General features: G+C 61.3%; 15 protein-coding genes. 9 read left to right on the top strand and 6 right to left on the bottom strand.

Features of this window, described 5'->3' with window-relative positions:
* Window positions 1–40: 40 nt before the first annotated feature.
* The 3 genes from mglB to ACTG2S_RS00845 form a co-directional block, all read right to left on the bottom strand.
* Window positions 41–1027, bottom strand: a complete 987-nt coding sequence (gene mglB / locus ACTG2S_RS00835) for a galactose/glucose ABC transporter substrate-binding protein MglB (RefSeq protein ID WP_206876491.1) — start codon at window positions 1025–1027, stop codon at window positions 41–43.
* Between the two features lie 276 nt (window positions 1028–1303).
* Complete coding sequence (locus ACTG2S_RS00840) at window positions 1304–4363, bottom strand: beta-galactosidase (RefSeq protein WP_439981865.1); 3060 nt, start codon at window positions 4361–4363, stop codon at window positions 1304–1306.
* A gap of 189 nt (window positions 4364–4552) precedes the next feature.
* Window positions 4553–5560, bottom strand: coding sequence for a substrate-binding domain-containing protein (locus tag ACTG2S_RS00845; RefSeq protein WP_279498862.1), 1008 nt, complete (start codon window positions 5558–5560; stop codon window positions 4553–4555).
* A 201-nt stretch (window positions 5561–5761) separates the two neighbouring features.
* On the opposite strand from ACTG2S_RS00845, the gene galE reads away from it, so the two are divergent.
* The 5 genes from galE (at window position 5762) to bacA (ending at window position 10956) form a co-directional block, all read left to right on the top strand.
* Complete coding sequence (gene galE, locus ACTG2S_RS00850; RefSeq protein WP_439981866.1) at window positions 5762–6775, top strand: UDP-glucose 4-epimerase GalE; 1014 nt, start codon at window positions 5762–5764, stop codon at window positions 6773–6775.
* 60 nt (window positions 6776–6835) lie between these two features.
* Window positions 6836–7894: a UDP-glucose--hexose-1-phosphate uridylyltransferase gene (locus ACTG2S_RS00855; protein ID WP_244774809.1), complete on the top strand. Its 1059-nt coding sequence runs from the start codon at window positions 6836–6838 to the stop codon at window positions 7892–7894.
* Window positions 7891–9039 (top strand): galactokinase, encoded by a 1149-nt coding sequence (gene galK / locus ACTG2S_RS00860; protein ID WP_244774769.1) that lies wholly within the window; start codon window positions 7891–7893, stop codon window positions 9037–9039. The genes ACTG2S_RS00855 and galK overlap by 4 nt, the downstream gene beginning before the upstream one ends.
* Window positions 9036–10025 (top strand): galactose-1-epimerase, encoded by a 990-nt coding sequence (galM, locus tag ACTG2S_RS00865; RefSeq protein ID WP_244774771.1) that lies wholly within the window; start codon window positions 9036–9038, stop codon window positions 10023–10025. Before galK ends, galM begins: the two co-directional genes overlap by 4 nt.
* A 115-nt stretch (window positions 10026–10140) precedes the next feature.
* Entirely contained in the window at window positions 10141–10956 is an 816-nt protein-coding gene (bacA, locus tag ACTG2S_RS00870) for an undecaprenyl-diphosphate phosphatase (protein ID WP_005355537.1), read from the top strand.
* A 66-nt stretch (window positions 10957–11022) separates the two neighbouring features.
* Here the strand turns inward: bacA and ACTG2S_RS00875 are convergent, their stop codons facing one another.
* The 3 genes from ACTG2S_RS00875 to ACTG2S_RS00885 all read right to left on the bottom strand — a co-directional run bounded on the left by ACTG2S_RS00875 (window position 11023) and on the right by ACTG2S_RS00885 (window position 12987).
* Entirely contained in the window at window positions 11023–11718 is a 696-nt protein-coding gene (locus tag ACTG2S_RS00875; RefSeq protein WP_244774773.1) for a ChrR family anti-sigma-E factor, read from the bottom strand.
* The gene (locus tag ACTG2S_RS00880; protein ID WP_244774811.1) at window positions 11711–12280 is read right to left on the bottom strand and encodes a sigma-70 family RNA polymerase sigma factor; all 570 of its coding nucleotides are present in this window, start codon (window positions 12278–12280) and stop codon (window positions 11711–11713) included. Before ACTG2S_RS00880 ends, ACTG2S_RS00875 begins: the two co-directional genes overlap by 8 nt.
* A gap of 140 nt (window positions 12281–12420) precedes the next feature.
* Window positions 12421–12987, bottom strand: coding sequence for an LON peptidase substrate-binding domain-containing protein (locus ACTG2S_RS00885; RefSeq protein ID WP_439981867.1), 567 nt, complete (start codon window positions 12985–12987; stop codon window positions 12421–12423).
* 310 nt (window positions 12988–13297) lie between these two features.
* Between ACTG2S_RS00885 and argS the strand changes: the two genes are divergently transcribed.
* The 4 genes from argS (at window position 13298) to hslU (ending at window position 18007) form a co-directional block, all read left to right on the top strand.
* Window positions 13298–15043, top strand: a complete 1746-nt coding sequence (gene argS / locus ACTG2S_RS00890; RefSeq protein WP_100644794.1) for an arginine--tRNA ligase — start codon at window positions 13298–13300, stop codon at window positions 15041–15043.
* Between the two features lie 3 nt (window positions 15044–15046).
* Entirely contained in the window at window positions 15047–15892 is an 846-nt protein-coding gene (locus tag ACTG2S_RS00895; protein WP_005340771.1) for an SPOR domain-containing protein, read from the top strand.
* A 187-nt stretch (window positions 15893–16079) separates the two neighbouring features.
* Complete coding sequence (gene hslV / locus ACTG2S_RS00900) at window positions 16080–16613, top strand: ATP-dependent protease subunit HslV (protein WP_005342555.1); 534 nt, start codon at window positions 16080–16082, stop codon at window positions 16611–16613.
* A 65-nt stretch (window positions 16614–16678) separates the two neighbouring features.
* Window positions 16679–18007: an HslU--HslV peptidase ATPase subunit gene (hslU, locus tag ACTG2S_RS00905; RefSeq protein WP_033136355.1), complete on the top strand. Its 1329-nt coding sequence runs from the start codon at window positions 16679–16681 to the stop codon at window positions 18005–18007.
* Window positions 18008–18080 lie beyond the last annotated feature (73 nt).

An 18080-nucleotide genomic window follows, 5' to 3' on the forward strand; every position in this document is an offset into this window, starting at 1 on the left:
AAAAAGGGCAAGGGGATCTCCCTTGCCCTGGAGGAGGGAATTACTCGAATTGGGACAGGTTGTCTTTATCCACACCGACGTAGGCAACACGTACTACCTTGTCGACGATATTCCACTTGGTGCCTTCACCGGCCGGTTTGCCTTCAGCCAGGTTCTTGGTCAGCTCGAAGGTGGCTTTGGCCTGGTTGGCCGCATCGTTCAGCACGGTACCCGCCATGGCACCGCTCTTGACCATGGCCAGCGCTTCCGGCAACGCATCGACGCCGAATACCGGAATGGCAGTCTTGCCCTGGGCTTTCAGTGACTCGACTGCACCCATTGCCATACCGTCGTTGTTGGCGATGACCACTTCGATCTTGTTGGCGTTGGGGCCGGAGATCCAGGCGTCCATCTTGTCTTTCGCCATGGCGGTATCCCACATACCGGTATCCATGTGCAGTTGTTCAGTCTTGACGCCGCCATCGTTCAGGGTCTTGACCACGTAAGAGGTGCGCGCTTCGGCATCCGGGTGACCCGGCTCCCCTTTCAGCAGCACGAACTGGATCACGCCATCCTTGTTCAGATCCCACTCCGGATGGGCTTTCCAGTGTTTGGCAATCAGCTGACCCTGGATGATCCCTGACTCCTTGGAGTCGGTCCCCACGTAGTAGGCCTTGTCGTAGCTAGCCAGATCGGTAGCGCTCGGCTCCTTGTTGTAGAAGACCACCGGGATATCTTCGCCACGGGCTTTCTCAATCACCACCGGTGCCGCAGCCGGGTCAACCAGGTTAATGGCCAGCGCCTTCACCCCTTTGGCCAGCAGCACGTCGATCTGGTCGTTCTGTTTGGACTGGTCATTCTGGGAGTCGTTCATCAGCAGCTCCACCCCCGGAGTGGCTGCCACCTCCTTCTCGATGGCCTTGCGCACGACCGCCATGAAGTTGTCGTCATATTTGTAGACGGTTACCCCGATACGGGTGTCAGCCTGGGCATTGGCTCCAGCCATCATGCCCATCAGCAGGGCGGCAACTGTGGTCAGTTTTTTCATTATGTGTGCTCCGATGTGTCTATCTGTGTTGTAGGGTGGCGAGCAATTGAGCAAGCGCCAATCAATGTAATCAGTTTGTTGTCATTTCTTCTGTGATCATGACGACAAAATGAAAACGTTTACACTCTGTTACATTGAAACTTTATATTTATTTTTCAAATACATATAAATAAAAATCAGATTTGAGACTCAATCTTTCCCACAGCATTGAGGCTAGTCGTTACTGGTCTGTTGTCAAAATGGCGCACTGGCTAGACAGTCGCTTCAATAGCTGGCTTAGCGGAGAGTGCAGCCCCAACGGTAACGACGCTCGAGCAGTTGATACTCGGGACGCACGCTCTGGCTCCAGGAGTCATCCCCGCCCACCCCCATATGGGCGCCATCGAGACAGACCCACAGCCCCTCTTCGGCCACCAGATCGCTCTGGTGACGAGCAGCGGCCAGCTGTTGCTGACTGAAGCGGCTGGCACTGAAATGGAAGGTGCCGCTCACCGTCGTGCTGCCCAGCTGCAGCTGACGGGTATCGCAGCGCAAGCCGTTGTCACTCGGGAAAATGTAAGGGGTATGCATCGCCTCCAGCGGCAGGCTCCAGCGCCCCAGATCGGCGCCCAGCAGGCGATCCGGATAGTTCTCGTGCGGCCCACGCCCCAGCCATTCGGCTCGCGCTGGCACCTTGGCCAGATGAAGCAGCAGGCCGATCCGCGGCAGCGACGGCAGCACCTGTGCCAGCTCGGTCTCTATCTCGAGGCTCATGGCACCATCGTCGGTAAAGTGATGATGCCAGTGACTCACCAGCAGCAGCTCATCACGGTGGAAGTAGCCATGACTGACCCGGATATCCCCTCCGGCGACCGCGATCCCCAGACAGCGGTGCTGCCACTGACCGAGGCCACAGCCCTGCCAGCGAGCAATCCAGGAGTTGGGGTCGGCGTGATCCGCTTCGCTGGTGCCGATGTCGTTGTCGAGCGGCGCGCGGTAGAAGTGATCCATGATCGGCGCCAGCAGCTGCTCCTGCCCCGATTTTTGCCAACTGGTGATGCGGCCGCTCTGCTTGTCAAGCCACCACTGGCTGTTTGCGGCAGTGATCCGCCAGCCATCCGGCTGCTCGCTCAGGGTGGCGGCAGCGGCGGGAGCAGGCAGGGCAAGGGGGGTCGGCAGGGTGAACTGCTGACGGGCGACCTTGTGATCCGCCTGCGACCAGAGGGTGGCCTGGGGCTGAACGATGGCCAGATCGAGCCAGGCCAGTGAACCTGCCGCAAAGGGGGGCAACGCCTCGCTCAGGGTCAACTCGACCACCCCCTGTGGCGCCAGCTCAAGGGAGAACTCCCCCTGCTGCTGCACATGGCCGTTCTCACACAGCTGCCAGCAAAGCCGCTCGTTGTCGGTTTCCCGAAACAGGTATTCACTCTCGATCCGCACCCGCAGCGGGGTGTGCTCAAGCAAGCTGAAGCGGAACGGCTGCTGGGCACGTTTTGCCTCGAACAGGGTGGGATGGGGAGTGCGATCCGGGAACAGCAGACCGTTGCAGCAGAACTGGCGATCGTTTTGCACATCACCAAAATCGCCGCCATAGCCCCAGTAGTGGCGACCATCGGCGGTGTATTTGTCGAGCCCCTGATCGACCCAATCCCAGACAAACCCGCCTTGCAGGCGTGGATGATCGCGAAACGCCTGCCAGTAGTGGGCGTAGCCCCCCAGACTGTTACCCATGGCGTGGGCATATTCACAGAGGATCAGCGGCCGGTGCTCGTCGGGCAGACCGATCCACTTGGCCAGCGCCCACTTTGGCACCGCCGGGAAGGGCTGATCCTGATGGGTTCTGGCATACATGGGGCAGATGATGTCGGTGGCCGGGGTATCGGCCCCGCCCCCCTCGTACTGCACCGGACGGCTCGGATCGCTGCGCTTTATCCAGCCATACATGGCATCGTGAGCCGGGCCGTAACCCGATTCGTTGCCGAGCGACCAGATGATGATGGAGGGGTGGTTGAAGTCGCGCGCCACCATGCGGGTCGCCCGCTCCAGAAAGGCATTGCTCCAGGCAGGATCCCGCGCCAGCCGCCCCATGGGGGTCATGCCGTGGGTCTCCAGATTCGCCTCGTCCACCACATAGAGACCAAGCCGATCGCACAGACGATAAAAATCGGGGTGGTTGGGATAATGGGAGCAACGCACCGCATTGAAATTGTGCCGCTTCATCAGCAGCAGATCCCGCTCCATGGTGGCGCGATCGATGGCATAACCCTTGGCGGGATGGTGTTCATGACGGTTGGCACCGCGAACAAGCAGCGGCTGACCGTTGACCCGCAGCAGGCCGCCACAGATCTCCACCACCCTAAAGCCCACATCGCACGCTTCGCTCTCGATGGCCTGGCCCTGCTCGTCCAGCAAGGTCAGGGTCAGACGATAGAGATGGGGCGTCTCGGCGCTCCACTTGCGCGGCGCAGCCACATCAAGCCACAGTTCGGCGCGATCGTCGTAAGCCCCTTTTTCATCAATGGCTTGGGTGCCGATCGGCTGGCGCAGGGTCGCGACGCGCTCGCTACCGTCATAGAGATTGGCCTCCACCGACAGACCGGCCCCATTAGCCACCTGCAGTGCAATCTTGAGACGGCCATCCCGATAGCAGGCATCCAGCTCGGGGGTCACCCGCATATCCATCAGATGGCGGGACGGTTTGTGCAGCAGGCTGACGGAGCGGAAGATCCCCGACAGCCACCACATATCCTGATCTTCCAGATAGGAGCCATCAGACCAGCGCAGTACCAGCACCGCCAACCGGTTGCGACCGCTCTGCAGATATGGGGTCAGATCGAATTCGGCGGGCAGGCGGCTGTCCTGGGAGTAACCGACCCAGCGGCCGTTGCAGAACAGGTGGAAGGCACTGCTCACCCCGTCGAAGATGATTCGGCTCTGACCGCTGGCCAGCCAGTCGGCGGACAGTTCGAACTCGCGGGAGTAGCAACCGGTGGGGTTCTCTGCTGGCACCCGGGGCGGATCGCAAGGAAAGGGGTACTTGATATTGGTATAGATGGGGCCATCGGTGAGCGGCCGCGCAGCCGGATAGGCGGCATCCAGCTGCCAGTTACCCGGCACGGTAATGGGGCAAGTATCCGCCAGATCCTGCACCAGCCAGCTCTCTGGCACCAATTCGGGAGCGGCAAAGAAGGAGAAGCGCCACTCGCCATCGAGCAAGAGACGGGAGGAAGAGGCCAGATCACCCCTGGCATCCGCTTCGCTGCGCCAGCTGAACATGGGGGTATGGGCAGCAAGACGATTTACCGACGTAATGGCCTGAGTCTGCCAATCCTGACGCGCCACTATCTCCCTGAGCATTCACTCTCTCCCTGCTGATTGGAAAACGTATTCAGTCTAGAGAAGTATGACGCAGGGAACGGCGATCTCGCTCACACAGATGTAAACGATTACACCGATTTTGTTAAGTAAAGCGGAGTAAAAATGATTAAAAATAGGTAAAACAATAACTGAGCAAGAAACGGTCCCGAACAGGGCCGAAAAAGGGGGCTATCCGGCCCGAACCGGTGCCACCGAGTGGCGATTGATCAGGGTGGGGGTATAGATCCGGCTCTGGGTCGCGTCACTCTCCCCCGCCGCCAGCTGAATGGCCAGCTTGGCCGCCTGGGCCGCCATCAGCTCGATGGGATAGCGCATGGTGGAGAGCTTGGGCCTCAGGTATCTGGCATAGATGATGTCATCGAAGCCCACCACCGAAACCTCCTCCGGCACTCGCAGGCCGTTGTCCGCCAGCACTGAGATGGCGCCAGCCGCCATGGCATCGTTATAGGCCACCACGGCGGTCACCTTGAGCCCCTTGGCCAGCAGGTTGAGCATGGCGCGCTCCCCCCCCTCCTCGTTCGGGGTGCCGCTCTCGATAAGCTCGGGATCGGCTGCCAGACCCGCTTCCATCAGTCCATCCTGATAGCCCTGCAGACGCAAGGTGGCATCCTCGATGGCGTGATCCGAGCTGATAAAGGCGATATTGCGGTGGCCCAGTTCGATCAGGTGGCGAGTCGCCGTAGCCGCCCCCAGCCTGTTGTTGAGAGCGATGCAGCGCCCCTTGAGGGCCGGAATATCGCGGTTGATCAGCACCATACCGGGCACCCGCATGGCGTAATCGTAAAGTTCCTCGTCGCTCAGCGCCTTGCTGTGCACCACCAGCGCCTCGCAGCGCTTGCCGATCAGCAGCTCGATCGCTTCACGCTCCTGACGCGCCTTGTGAAAACCGTTACCCATCAGCAGGTGAAGGTTCTGCTCGACGGCGATGCCGGAGACCCCCTTCACCAGTGCACCGAAGAAGGGATCGGCCACGTCACCGACCACCACCCCCATGGTATCGCAAGTCTGGCTGACCAGTGCCCGCGCGTTGGCGTTGGGGGTGTAGCCCAGTTCGGCCATGGCCTTCTGCACCACTTCGCGAGACGCAGCGCTGGCCTTGGGGGAGTTGTTCATCACCCGTGAAACCGTTGCCACCGACACATTGGCCAAACGGGCGACATCCTTGATGGTGCTCATGCTGTTTTCACTTCTTTCACTGTGCAATAGAGCGCCATTATACCCAGCAAACCCATTGAAAACAGAGGTGAAACGCATATCTGCCGTCAGGATGACCACAGAAACAGTGTAATCGTTTACACTGTTTTGCAAGCAAGCTCACAGTTTGGTCGCCACACCCTCGGCTAGACTCCTTCCAGACACTTTTCAGTGGAGAGCAAGATGAACGTTCTGGTCACCGGCGGTTGCGGATATATCGGCAGCCACACCTGTCTGGCCTTGCAAGCGGCAAGCATGAATCCCGTGGTGGTCGACAACCTCGGCAACAGCAAACGCAGCGTGCTGGCCCGAGTCGCAGCCATCAGCGGCCAACAACCCGTGTTCTATCAAGGAGATATTCGCGATGCCGCCCTGCTGGACCGGATCTTCGCCGAGCAGCAGATCGATGCTGTGATCCACTTTGCCGCCCTCAAAGCGGTCGGTGAATCGACCCGCATTCCACTGGATTACTACGAGAACAATCTCGGTGGCACCCTCACCCTGCTGCAGGCGATGAAGCGGGCCAATGTGCACAATCTGGTGTTCAGCTCCTCTGCCACCGTCTATGGCGATCCCGCCAGCCTGCCGATCCGCGAGGATTTCCCCCGCAGTGCTACCAACCCTTACGGGCGATCCAAGCTGATCATCGAGGAGATCCTCGAAGATCTGCAGCTGGCCGAGCCCCACTGGAGCATGACCCTGCTGCGCTACTTCAATCCGGTCGGCGCCCACGAATCGGGCACCATGGGGGAAGACCCGCAAGGTATCCCCAACAACCTGATGCCCTATATCACCCAGGTGGCCATTGGCCGTCGCGACTGCCTCTCGGTCTTTGGAAACGATTACCCCACCCCGGATGGCACCGGCGTGCGCGACTACATCCACGTGATGGATCTCGCCGAAGGGCACGTCAAGGCGTTGCAACACTGCGCTGGCAAGGGTGGCGTGCACACCTACAACCTGGGCACCGGCCAGGGTCAGAGCGTGTTGCAGCTGGTCGCCGCTTTCTCTGCCGCCTGTGGCAAGCCGCTGCCATTTCGCATCGAACCGCGCCGCCCGGGCGACATCGCCGCCTGCTGGGCCGATCCGGCCAAGGCCGAGCGCGAGCTGGGCTGGCGGGCGACCCGCAACATCGACGCAATGTGCGCCGACAGCTGGCGCTGGCAATCCGCCAATCCAAACGGTTACGAAGAGTAGGCCTGCCTGCTCCCTGTTAATAGACGACCCTATTTTTCAATGCCTTATTCAGGAGAGATGATGTTCAACCCCGTCGATCATCCCCATCGCCGCTTCAACCCGCTGACCGGCCAGTATGTGCTGGTCTCCCCCCATCGGGCCAAACGCCCCTGGCAGGGACAGGTGGAGAAGGTGAGCCAGGCCCCCAAACAGGCCCACGATCCCGACTGCTTCCTCTGCGCGGGCAACACCCGGGTCACTGGCGACATCAACCCCGACTACAAGGGCACTTTTGTCTTTACCAACGACTTCGCCGCTCTGATGCAGGATACTCCGGCCGCCGATAGCGCCAGCGATCCCCTGCTGAAGCTGGAAGCCGCCCGCGGCACCAGCCGGGTCATCTGCTTCTCGCCGGATCACGGCAAGACCCTGCCCGAGCTGCCGCTGCCCGCCATCGAAGGGGTGATCACCACCTGGATGGATCAGGTCGCCGAACTGTCAGCCCAGTGGGAATGGGTGCAGGTCTTTGAAAACAAAGGGGCCGTCATGGGCTGCTCCAACCCGCACCCCCACGGCCAGATCTGGGGCAGCGACTTCCTGCCCAACGAGATCGCCCGCGAAGAGCAGCACCAGCGTGACTGGCTGGCCGAGCATGGCCGCCCCATGCTGCTGGAATATGTGGAGCGGGAGTTGGCGGATCGCTCGCGCATCGTGGTAGAGACCGAGCACTGGCTCGCCGTCGTTCCCTTCTGGGCCGCCTGGCCGTTCGAAACCCTGCTGCTGCCCAAGGCGCACGTCCCCTCCATGCTCAATCTGACCCAGGCCCAGCAACAGGATCTGGCGGTGGCGCTCAAGGAGCTCACCAGCCGCTACGACAACCTGTTCGAGTGCAGCTTCCCCTACTCCATGGGCTGGCACTTTGCGCCGCCCAAATCGGATTGCCCCGAGGCGTGGCAGTTGCATGCCCACTTCTATCCGCCCCTGCTACGCTCCGCCACCGTGCGCAAATTTATGGTGGGCTTCGAGATGCTGGCCGAAACCCAGCGCGACCTGACTCCGGAGCAGGCCGCCGAGCGCCTGCGCGCTCTGAGCCCCGTTCACTACAACCAGACCAGCCACACCAATGAGGAGGCCCTATGACCCCCAGCCAACGCGTCAGCACCGTTTTTGCCGAGCAATTTGCCAAAGCGCCCGATCTGCTGGTGCGCGCCCCAGGTCGCGTCAACCTCATAGGTGAACATACCGACTACAACGACGGCTTCGTGCTGCCCTGCGCCATCGACTACGAGACCTGCGTTGCCATCGGCCTGCGCGATGACCGACAAGTGCAGGTGATCGCCGCCGACTACGACAACCAGCGCGACCAGTTCGACCTCGACCAGCCCATCGAGCACCACCCCAGCCAGCGCTGGAGCGACTACATCCGCGGCGTGGTGAAGTATCTGCAAGAGCGCGGTTATGCCCTGCGCGGCCTCGATCTGCTGGTCTCCGGCAACGTGCCGCAGGGGGCGGGGCTCTCCTCCTCCGCCTCACTGGAAGTGGCCATCGGTCAGGCCTTCAAGGAGGCGCTGGGGCTCGACATCAGCCAGGCCGAGATCGCCCTCAACGGCCAGCAGGCGGAGAACAAGTTCGTCGGCTGCAACTGCGGCATCATGGATCAGATGATCTCCGCCAACGGCAAAACGGATCATGCCCTGCTGCTCGACTGCCGCTCGCTGGAGACTCGCCTCATCCCCATGCCTGCGGATCTGGCGGTGCTAATCGTCAACTCCAATGTGCGTCGCGGTCTGGTGGACAGCGAATACAACACCCGCCGCCAGCAGTGCGAAGCGGCCGCCCGTCACTACGGAGTCAAGGCGCTGCGCGACCTCGATCTGGCCGGACTGGAAGCGGGCAAGGCCGGGCTGGATGATGCTTGCTATCGTCGTGCCCGCCACATCGTCGGTGAAAACGCCCGCACCCTGGCGGCGGCCGATGCACTGGCGAGCCACGATCTGACCCGTCTCGGCGAACTGATGGCGCAGTCGCACGCCGCCATGCGCGATGATTTCGAGATCACAGTGCCCGCCATCGACGGTCTGGTGGAGATCATCAAGGCCAGGATCGGTACCGATGGCGGCGTGCGGATGACCGGCGGCGGCTTCGGCGGCTGCGTGGTCGCCCTGCTGCGCCCGGAGAAGGTGGCCGAGGTGATCGCTGCCGTCGAGGCAGAGTATCCGGCCATCTCGGGCCTCAAGGCCGACTGCTACGTCTGCTCTGCCAGCGCCGGTGCAGGCAAGCTATGAGCAGCGCCATGACCCCGTTCGAACTGGAAAATGAAGAGGGGCTGCGGCTGCGCGGCCTCGACTTCGGCGCCACCCTCACCTCCCTCACCCTGCCGGTGGCGGGCAAACGGCGTGAAGTGCTGCTGGGCTGTGCCGACGACGCCTATCCCACCCAGCAGGTGTGGCTGGGCGCGGTGGCAGGACGCTTTGCCAACCGCATCGGTGGTGCCGAGCTGGTGCGTGATGGACAGCGCTGGCCGCTGAATGCCAATCAGGCACCCAACTGTCTGCACGGCGGGCAGGCAGGCTTTCATCGCCAGCGCTGGCAAATCAAGGAGCTGGAGGCGGATCGGGTCAAGCTGGCGTTGCTCTCCCGGGCGGGGGATCAGGGATTTCCCGGCAATCTGCGGGTCACCTTGGAGTACCGGCTGGAGCAGAGCGATCTGGTGGTCGATTTTGTGGCCAGCACGGATGCCACAACCCCGGTCAGCCTCACCAGCCACGCCTACTTCAATCTCGATGGGCAAACCGATGGCGGCGATATCCGTGACCACCTCATCAGCATCAATGCCGACCACTTCCTGCCGACCGACCCGAACGGTTTGCCGATCACCATCACTCCGGTGGAGGGGCCATTCGATCTGCGCCGCGAGCGCCTGATTGGCCAGGATTGGCTGAGCCATCCCCAGCAGCAACAGGCCAAGGGGTACGATCACGCCTTTGTGCTCAACGGCCCGGCATCAGAATGGGCCGCTCGGGTAGTCTCGGGCGACAAGCAGCTGGCGATGGAGGTCTACACCAACCAACCCTCGCTGCAGTTCTACAGCGGCAACTGGCTGGCCAATACCCCGAACCGTAGCGGCCAGTCGCACCGGGATCACGACGGCTTCTGTCTTGAGGCGCAACAGCTGCCGGACAGCCCCAATCGCCCCAAGCTGGGCAACCCCTGGCTGCTGCCGGGCGGGCGTTATCACCACCAGACCCGCTACCGTTTTATCCGCGACTGACTTAAAGTTTTCATGATTTTTACATAGCCTCAGCAGTCACTATCGAGCAAGATAAGCCGCCCCGAGACCCTCCCGGGGCGTTTTTACATCAACGAAGTTAAGGATTGTTTGTTCGATGACTGACACCTATAGCCTGCTGGTCGCCTTTATTCTGGGCGTCGTCGAGGGGCTGACCGAGTTCCTCCCCGTCTCCTCCACCGGCCACATGATTATCGTCGGCCATCTGCTGGGCTTTGAAGGGCCCAAGGCTGCCACTTTCGAAGTGGTGATCCAGCTTGGCTCCATCCTCGCCGTGGTCGCCGTCTTCTGGCGCCGCCTGTTTGGCCTGATTGGCATTCACTTCGGCCAGAAGCCGTCCCGGGATCACGCGACCCTGTCGCTGGTGCATGTCATCCTCGGCATGATGCCCGCCATCGTGGTCGGTCTGGCCATCCACAGCTGGATCAAGGCCAACCTATTTGGCCCACAAACCGTCATGTACGCGCTGGTCGCGGGGGGCATCCTGCTGATCATCGCCGAGAAGTTCCGCCCGGCCGTCACAGCCGAAACCCTGGATGACATCAGCTACAAGCAGGCGTTCGGCATCGGTCTGTTCCAGTGTCTGGCCCTGTGGCCCGGCTTCTCCCGCTCCGGCGCCACCATCAGTGGTGGCATGCTGATGGGGATCAGCCGTCACGCCGCCGCCGAGTTCTCTTTCATCATGGCAGTACCCATGATGGTGGCGGCCAGCGGACTTGATCTCTACAAGAGCCGCGATTTCCTCTCGATGGCCGACTTCCCGATGTTTGCAGTGGGCTTTATCACCGCCTTCGTGGTGGCGATGTTTGCGATCAAGACCTTCCTGACATTGATCCGCCGCATCGACTTCATCCCGTTCGCCATCTACCGCTTTATCGTGGCATTCGCCGTCTATCTGGTGTTTGTCGCCTGACCGGCAGCCTGCAATGAAATGAGAAAAGGGACCAACTTGGTCCCTTTTTCTATGGCGTCATGGTGCTCAGTAGAGGTGCTGGCTGATGCCATTCAGCAGCCGCGACAACCCCTTGGTGAACTGCACCGGCGCATCCTGCACCGTGTAGCAGAGGCAACCGTCCGGCGTATGCGGGCTGTGAGAGTGGCTGGCATCACGCCAGATGAAATCTCCCGCCTTGTAAAGGGTATCGCCATCCTGAATATTGCCCGCCAGCAGCAGGGTCAGCTCATAACCCTGATGGGTGTGCTCGGGGATGCGGCCGCCCGCTTCGATGTGGAGCAAACTGGCTCGCGCCCCCATCTCGTCCAGCGGCAAACTCTGTTGACGAATGGCCCCGATATGGCGCCACTTGGGCGAACGATAACGGGCCAGCACCCGTGGCAAACGGTAGGCCTGACCGGCCACCTCCAGCTCGCCGTGCTGCGTTCGGGGCTGGTCATGTGTTGGCTCGGAGAGGGGCTCTGCCAGCGGCTGCGCCAGAATATCCGCCAGCATGGCGTCGAATCCGGCATCCAGCGCTACTTCATCGCGGGAGGCCAGCTCGGGCTCTGCTGGCGAAGCAAGATATTGCTGCGCCAGCTCCTCTTCGAATGTCTTCAGGCGGGCAGCACAATCGGGGCAGAGTTCACAGTGGGCGGAGAGCCCCACCGCCAGCGGCAGAGGGAGCTCGTCGGCGGCGAAGGCACGCAGCATAGGGTCGGTCGGATGGGCTTTAATCATGGCCTTGCTCCACTTGCTCTTTCAGTTTCTGTAACGCCAGCCGGAGGCGGGACTTGATGGTACCGAGCGGCACGCCGAGTCGCTCCGCCAACTCCTGCTGGGAGAACTCCTGCAGATAGATGCCACGCACCACCTGCTGTTGCGGCTCCGGCAGGGTGCCCAGATAGTGGGCCATCTGACGGGTCAGCACCGCATCCTCACCGCCGCTCAGGTGCTCCTCTTCGGCGTGAAACTCCAGCACGGGCCACAGCTCCTCGGCACAGAGATCCTCCTTGCTGGCGCGGCGACGGCGCAGCATGTCGAAGCACTGGTTGCGCATCACTGTGTAAATCCAGGTGGTCGGCGCCCCCTTCTCGGGGTGGTAGAGGCGCGCCTTTTGCCATACCAGCAGCATAGTCTCCTGCACCAGCTCCATGGCGTTGGCCTCACTGCCGAGATGGCGCAGCCCGTAGCTGCGAATGCGCGGCGCAAAGTGTTGGAACAGACGGGCAAAAGCAGCCTTGTCGGCCTGCTCTGCCACCCTGATCAGCAGAGATTTGAGATCGCCATCCGGGTTATCCATCACGGGCGAGGTCCTGCGTATGGTCGAGTGTGGTTGGCCAGTATATGCCATTGCGCCATCCCTTTGGTGTGCTGTCGAACATGCTGTGGTAATGACTTGTACGGCGCTGCGGCGCTGGCGGATCAGCGGGTCAGAAAAAATCAGTGGCTGGCCACCAGTACCCCCTTTAGTAAGGCGATGGCGGGCTGATTGTCGGCGGCGGCCAGCAGCAGTTGTTTCTGTTCAGGGGGGATCGGCAGCACCTCCAGCCAGCGCTGGGCCACCCAGTTACCATCGTCCCAGCGGGGGGCGGGATAGAGGGCGGCATAGTCTGGATAGTCGGCAAACACCTCCCGCAATGCCTCGACCAGCGGTTGCTGATCGGGATGGAGCCGGCGGGGCGGCCAGGCCGTCAGCGGCGTCACCTCGCCGATACGCAGGCCATCCTGCTCCTGCCACAGATCCTCTATCTGCACCCGCTCCATCCCCTGCACCGTGATCCCCAGCATGCCGTCCGGCAGCCGGCCGAAATCGATGATGGTGACCCGGGTGGCGATGGGCAGCATGTTGCGCAGGGCGTCGGGCTGGCGAGGGTCCACCATGCAGAGGGCAAAGCCGGACTCCCCCGCCTCTGCGATCATCCGCTGGTATCTCGGTTCGAAGATCCGCAGCGGCATGACGCCGCCGGGCAGCAGGTGGGCAGATAGGGGAAACAGCGCCAGTCGCATCGCAAACTCCTCGGTTGGGAACCTCTGTTGATACGCCGGGCCAGAGGGAGGAGATCATTCCCGTCAGCGGAAAGGAAAAACCCTTAACAATCAGGGGAAAATAGCCTGGACAAGCCGCTTCGATATGCAGTAGAAATGGATAAGCACCGTAATTTCCGCCCAATATTCTGGAATATGGCGCTAAACGCAGTGAAATATCCGCCCGACAGCGAGCGGCGGGTCATCCCTATAGTTTTCTCGGGCCGATGCGGGTAAAATTCACGCCCTTATATATCAGTCATTTTTCGACGCGCAACCTTGGTGGTCAGTTATGAAAGAGCATATTCATCATCTACTTGAACAAACGGTAGCCAATCTCAAGTCAGCAGGCGTCCTGCCGGCGGACCTGGAAGCCCGCGTGCAAGTAGACCGATGCAAGGAAAAAGCTCACGGCGACCTGGCTACCAACCTGGCCATGCTGCTGGCCAAACCAGCCCGCAAGAATCCCCGTGAGCTGGCGGCTGCCATCATCGAGCACCTGCCTGCCTCCGACCTGATCGCCAAGGTCGAGATCGCCGGCCCCGGCTTCATCAACTTCTTCTTCGACCAGCGCTGGCTGGCCGGTCAGGTCGAAGCCATGGTGACCTCTGCCAACGCCAACGTACGGTTGCCCGCGCCACAAACCGTGGTGGTGGACTACTCCGCCCCCAACGTGGCCAAAGAGATGGCGGTGCACCACATCCGCTCCACCGTACTCGGTGACGTAGCTGCGCGCGCGCTGGAATTCCTCGGCCACAAAGTGATCCGTGCCAACCACATCGGTGACTGGGGCACCCAGTTCGGCATGCTGATCGCCTATCTGGAGAAGATGTCCAACGAGCACGCCAGCGACATGGCACTCAAGGATCTGGAAGCCTTCTACACCCAGGCCAAGCGTTGCTACGACGAAGACGAAGCCTTCGCCGAGCGCGCCCGTAACTACGTGGTCAAGCTGCAGGGCGGCGACGAGTACTGCCGTACCATGTGGAAGAAGCTGGTCGACATGACCATGGAACAGAACCAGATCAACTACGACCGCCTGAATGTCTCCCTGACCAACAAGGACATCATGGGCGAGTCCATGTACAACGACATGCTGCCGGAGATCGTGGCCGACCTGAAAGCCAAGGGGCTGGCGGTCGAGAGCGAAGGCGCCACCGTTGTCTTCCTGGACGAGTTCAAGAACAAGGATGGCGAGGCCATGGGTGTCATCATCCAGAAGAGCGATGGCGGTTTCCTCTACACCACCACCGACATCGCCTGTGCCAAATACCGTTACGAGACCCTGGGCGCCGACCGTGTCATGTACTTCATCGACTCCCGTCAGCACCAGCACCTGATGCAGGCCTGGACCATCACCCGCAAGGCGGGTTATGTGCCGGAATCCGTCCCCCTCGAGCACCACGCCTTCGGCATGATGCTGGGCAAGGATGGTCGTCCCTACAAGACCCGTTCCGGTGGCACCGTCAAGCTGGTTGACCTGCTGAACGAGGCCGAAGAGCGCGCCGCCGCCCTGCTGGAGAGCCGCAACAGCGACCTCTCTGCCGAAGAGAAGGCCAACGTGGTCAACGCCATCGCCATGGGCGCGGTCAAGTATGCGGATCTCTCCAAGAACCGTACTACCGACTACATCTTCGACTGGGATCTGATGCTCTCCTTTGAAGGCAACACTGCCCCTTACCTGCAGTACGCCTACACCCGTATCCAGTCCATCTTCCGCAAGGCCAACATCGATGCCGAAACGCTGACCGGCAACGTGACCCTGAACGAAGAGGCCGAAGAGGTATTGGCCCAGAAGCTGATCCAGTTCTCCGACGCGGTCAACGGCGTGGCAGACAAAGGCATGCCACACCTGCTCTGTACCTACCTGTACGAGTTGTCCGGCAACTTCATGACCTTCTATGAAGCCTGCCCGATCAACAAGGATGGCGTGGACGAGGCAAGCCGTCAGAGCCGTCTGCTGCTGTGCGCCGCCACCGCCAAGGTGCTGAAGCTGGGCCTCGGCGTACTGGGCATCCATACCCTGGAGCGCATGTAATAGATGGCAACCCGGGATTATGTCGGCAGCCGCCCGCGACGTCGGGCGGGTGGCCGCAATACCAAGAAAGCGGCCCCTCGCCGCTTTCCTGTTATTCCAGTGCTGCTGGTCGTGGCACTGCTGGCAGGCTTTGGTGGCTTCCTTTACATGATCAATGGCAAGGGCAACGATGCCCCCACCATTGAGGAGCAGGTAAAAGCCAACAAGCCAAAAGCGCAGAATAACGGGCTGCCTCAGGAGAAGTGGAGCTACATCGAACGGCTTGAGAACAAGCAGGTCGATATCATAGAGCCGCCTACCCAGCCGGGTGTGCTGCCGCCACCACCGGCAGATACCATGACCCTGCAACCGGAGAAACTGCCGCAACCGGTGCCGACCGACATTCCCCAACCGGGAACGCCCATCGGCCAGCCCAAGCCCTATCAGCCCAATCCGGCGACCACCCCTTCCACCTCCGGTGCACCGGTTGCCAGCGCGCAAGAGCAGGTGATCGACCGCAAGGCCGAACGGGAACGGATGGAGCGGGAGATCCGCGCCGAGCTGGAACGGGAGCGGGCCGAAGCGGCCAAGGCCAAAGCGGCCACTCCGCCAGCCCAGACCGCAGCCGCCGACAGCGGTCGCTATATGATGCAGTGCGCCGCCCTGCGCTCGCAGGATTCCGCAGAGTCGCTCAAGGCGCGTATCGCCTTCACCGCCGGCCTCTCTTCCAGCCTGCAGGTGATCAATGGCGCCAACGGCACCGTCTACAAGGTGATGGTGGGCCCCTTCAACGGCAAGGCGGCCGCCGACGCGGCCAACAGCAAGCTGCAGAGCTCCGGCATCAGCGGCTGCATTCCCAAGAAAGGGTAATCCGCTTACCGATGACGCAGGGCCGGGTGGCAACACCCGGCCCTGTTCTTTTGGTGTCACTCGCACCCACGCTCTTTACTACCCCGTTTATCCCGACCAAAGGCAGGGTTGAAAAGCCCGTTTGCCATCCCCATCTTTCTTGCCATGCACAGTCAGGCCGTCATTCGGCTCAAGCGAGGTAAGTAAAGTGACTACCATAGTTTCAGTTCGCCGCAACGGTCAGGTCGTCATCGGTGGCGATGGCCAGGTCTCTCTTGGCAACACCGTCATGAAGGGCAACGCCCGCAAGGTTCATCGTCTCTATAACGGCAAGGTGCTGGCCGGTTTCGCTGGCGGTACCGCCGACGCCTTCACCCTGCTCGAGCGTTTCGAAGCAAAACTGCAGGCCCATCAGGGTAATCTGGAGCGCGCCGCCGTGGCGCTGGCCAAAGATTGGCGCACCGATCGCGCCCTGCGCCGCCTCGAAGCGCTGCTGGCCGTGGCTGACGAACACAAATCCTTCATCATCACCGGCAACGGTGACGTGGTGCAGCCGGAGCACGATCTCATCGCCATCGGCAGCGGCGGCAACTTCGCCCAGTCCGCCGCCATCGCGCTGCTGGAAAACACCGAGCTGGATGCCAGGACCATTGTCGAGAAGTCCCTCAAGATTGCGGGCGACATCTGCGTCTTCACCAACGGCAACCACACCATCGAAGTGCTGGACTACGCTGCCAAGTAAGGCCGCCAGCCAACCCAATTTCCCAAGGGGTGGGCACTGCCCGCCCCGGATACAGGAACACCATCATGTCCGAGATGACCCCGAGAGAAATCGTCCACGAGCTGGACAGACACATCATTGGTCAGGCCGATGCCAAGCGCGCCGTTGCCGTTGCCCTGCGCAACCGCTGGCGCCGGATGCAGCTCAACGAAGAGATGCGCCATGAAGTGACCCCGAAGAACATCCTGATGATCGGCCCGACCGGTGTCGGCAAGACCGAGATCGCCCGTCGTCTGGCCAAGCTGGCCAACGCCCCCTTCATCAAGGTGGAAGCGACCAAGTTCACCGAAGTGGGCTATGTCGGCAAGGAAGTGGACAGCATCATCCGCGATCTGACCGATGCCGCCATCAAGCTGGTGCGCGAAACCGAGATGGAGAAGATGAAATATCGCGCCGAGGAAGCCGCCGAAGAGCGCATCCTCGACGCCCTGCTGCCCAACCCGCGCAACACCTGGGGTGAGGAAGAGAAAGCCGACAACTCCAACACCCGCCAGATCTTCCGCAAGAAACTGCGGGAAGGTCAGCTGGATGACAAGGAGATCGAGCTGGAACTCTCAGCCTCCCCGATGGGCGTCGAAATCATGACCCCGCCGGGCATGGAAGAGATGGCCAACCAGCTGCAGGGGCTGTTCCAGAATCTGGGCCAGAACCAGAAGAAGAAGCGCAAGATCAAGGTCAAAGAGGCCATGAAAGCGCTGATCGAAGAGGAAGCGGCCCGTCTGGTCAATCCGGAAGAGCTTAAGCAGAAAGCGATCGCAGCGGTCGAGAACAACGGCATCGTCTTCCTCGACGAGATCGACAAGATCTGCAAGCGCGGCGAGAGCTCGGGCCCCGATGTCTCCCGTGAAGGGGTACAACGCGACCTGCTGCCGCTGGTTGAAGGTTGCACCGTCAACACCAAGCACGGCATGGTCAAGACCGACCACATCCTGTTTGTCGCCTCCGGCGCCTTCCAGATCGCCAAGCCGTCCGACCTCATCCCCGAGCTGCAGGGCCGTCTGCCGATCCGGGTCGAGCTGACCGCCCTGACCACAGATGACTTTGAGCGTATCCTGACCGAACCGAACGCCTCCCTGACCGATCAGTACAAGGCGCTGATGGCCACCGAAGGGGTCAACATCGAGTTCACCAAGGATGGCATCCGCCGTCTGGCCGAAGCGGCCTGGCAGGTCAACGAGCGTACCGAGAACATCGGTGCCCGTCGTCTGCACACCGTGATGGAGCGCCTGATGGAAGATATCTCCTACGACGCCTCCGAGAAGTCCGGCGAGACCTTTGTCATCGACACCGACTACGTCAACGCCCACCTCGGCAAGCTGATTGAAGACGAGGACCTGAGCCGCTTTATTCTGTAAGCGCAGTTCTGTTTGTAAAAAAACGCCTCCAGAAATGGGGGCGTTTTGCATTTTAAGCCCCAGCCCCCTTCTC

The sequence above is a fragment of the Aeromonas sp. 82P genome, from assembly GCF_051919365.1.
Lineage (GTDB): Bacteria > Pseudomonadota > Gammaproteobacteria > Enterobacterales > Aeromonadaceae > Aeromonas > Aeromonas veronii.

Excerpts from the sequence above, each read along its gene's own strand:
- ACTG2S_RS00855 (WP_244774809.1), top strand. The coding sequence starts at position 6,836 with ATGTTCAACCCCGTCGATCATCCCCATCGCCGCTTCAACCCGCTGACC.
- ACTG2S_RS00895 (WP_005340771.1), top strand. The coding sequence starts at position 15,047 with ATGGCAACCCGGGATTATGTCGGCAGCCGCCCGCGACGTCGGGCGGGT.
- ACTG2S_RS00885 (WP_439981867.1), bottom strand. The coding sequence starts at position 12,987 with ATGCGACTGGCGCTGTTTCCCCTATCTGCCCACCTGCTGCCCGGCGGC.
- galE (WP_439981866.1), top strand. The coding sequence starts at position 5,762 with ATGAACGTTCTGGTCACCGGCGGTTGCGGATATATCGGCAGCCACACC.
- hslU (WP_033136355.1), top strand. The coding sequence starts at position 16,679 with ATGTCCGAGATGACCCCGAGAGAAATCGTCCACGAGCTGGACAGACAC.
- galM (WP_244774771.1), top strand. The coding sequence starts at position 9,036 with ATGAGCAGCGCCATGACCCCGTTCGAACTGGAAAATGAAGAGGGGCTG.
- ACTG2S_RS00875 (WP_244774773.1), bottom strand. The coding sequence starts at position 11,718 with ATGATTAAAGCCCATCCGACCGACCCTATGCTGCGTGCCTTCGCCGCC.
- galK (WP_244774769.1), top strand. The coding sequence starts at position 7,891 with ATGACCCCCAGCCAACGCGTCAGCACCGTTTTTGCCGAGCAATTTGCC.
- argS (WP_100644794.1), top strand. The coding sequence starts at position 13,298 with ATGAAAGAGCATATTCATCATCTACTTGAACAAACGGTAGCCAATCTC.
- mglB (WP_206876491.1), bottom strand. The coding sequence starts at position 1,027 with ATGAAAAAACTGACCACAGTTGCCGCCCTGCTGATGGGCATGATGGCT.
- bacA (WP_005355537.1), top strand. The coding sequence starts at position 10,141 with ATGACTGACACCTATAGCCTGCTGGTCGCCTTTATTCTGGGCGTCGTC.
- ACTG2S_RS00840 (WP_439981865.1), bottom strand. The coding sequence starts at position 4,363 with ATGCTCAGGGAGATAGTGGCGCGTCAGGATTGGCAGACTCAGGCCATT.
- ACTG2S_RS00880 (WP_244774811.1), bottom strand. The coding sequence starts at position 12,280 with ATGGATAACCCGGATGGCGATCTCAAATCTCTGCTGATCAGGGTGGCA.
- ACTG2S_RS00845 (WP_279498862.1), bottom strand. The coding sequence starts at position 5,560 with ATGAGCACCATCAAGGATGTCGCCCGTTTGGCCAATGTGTCGGTGGCA.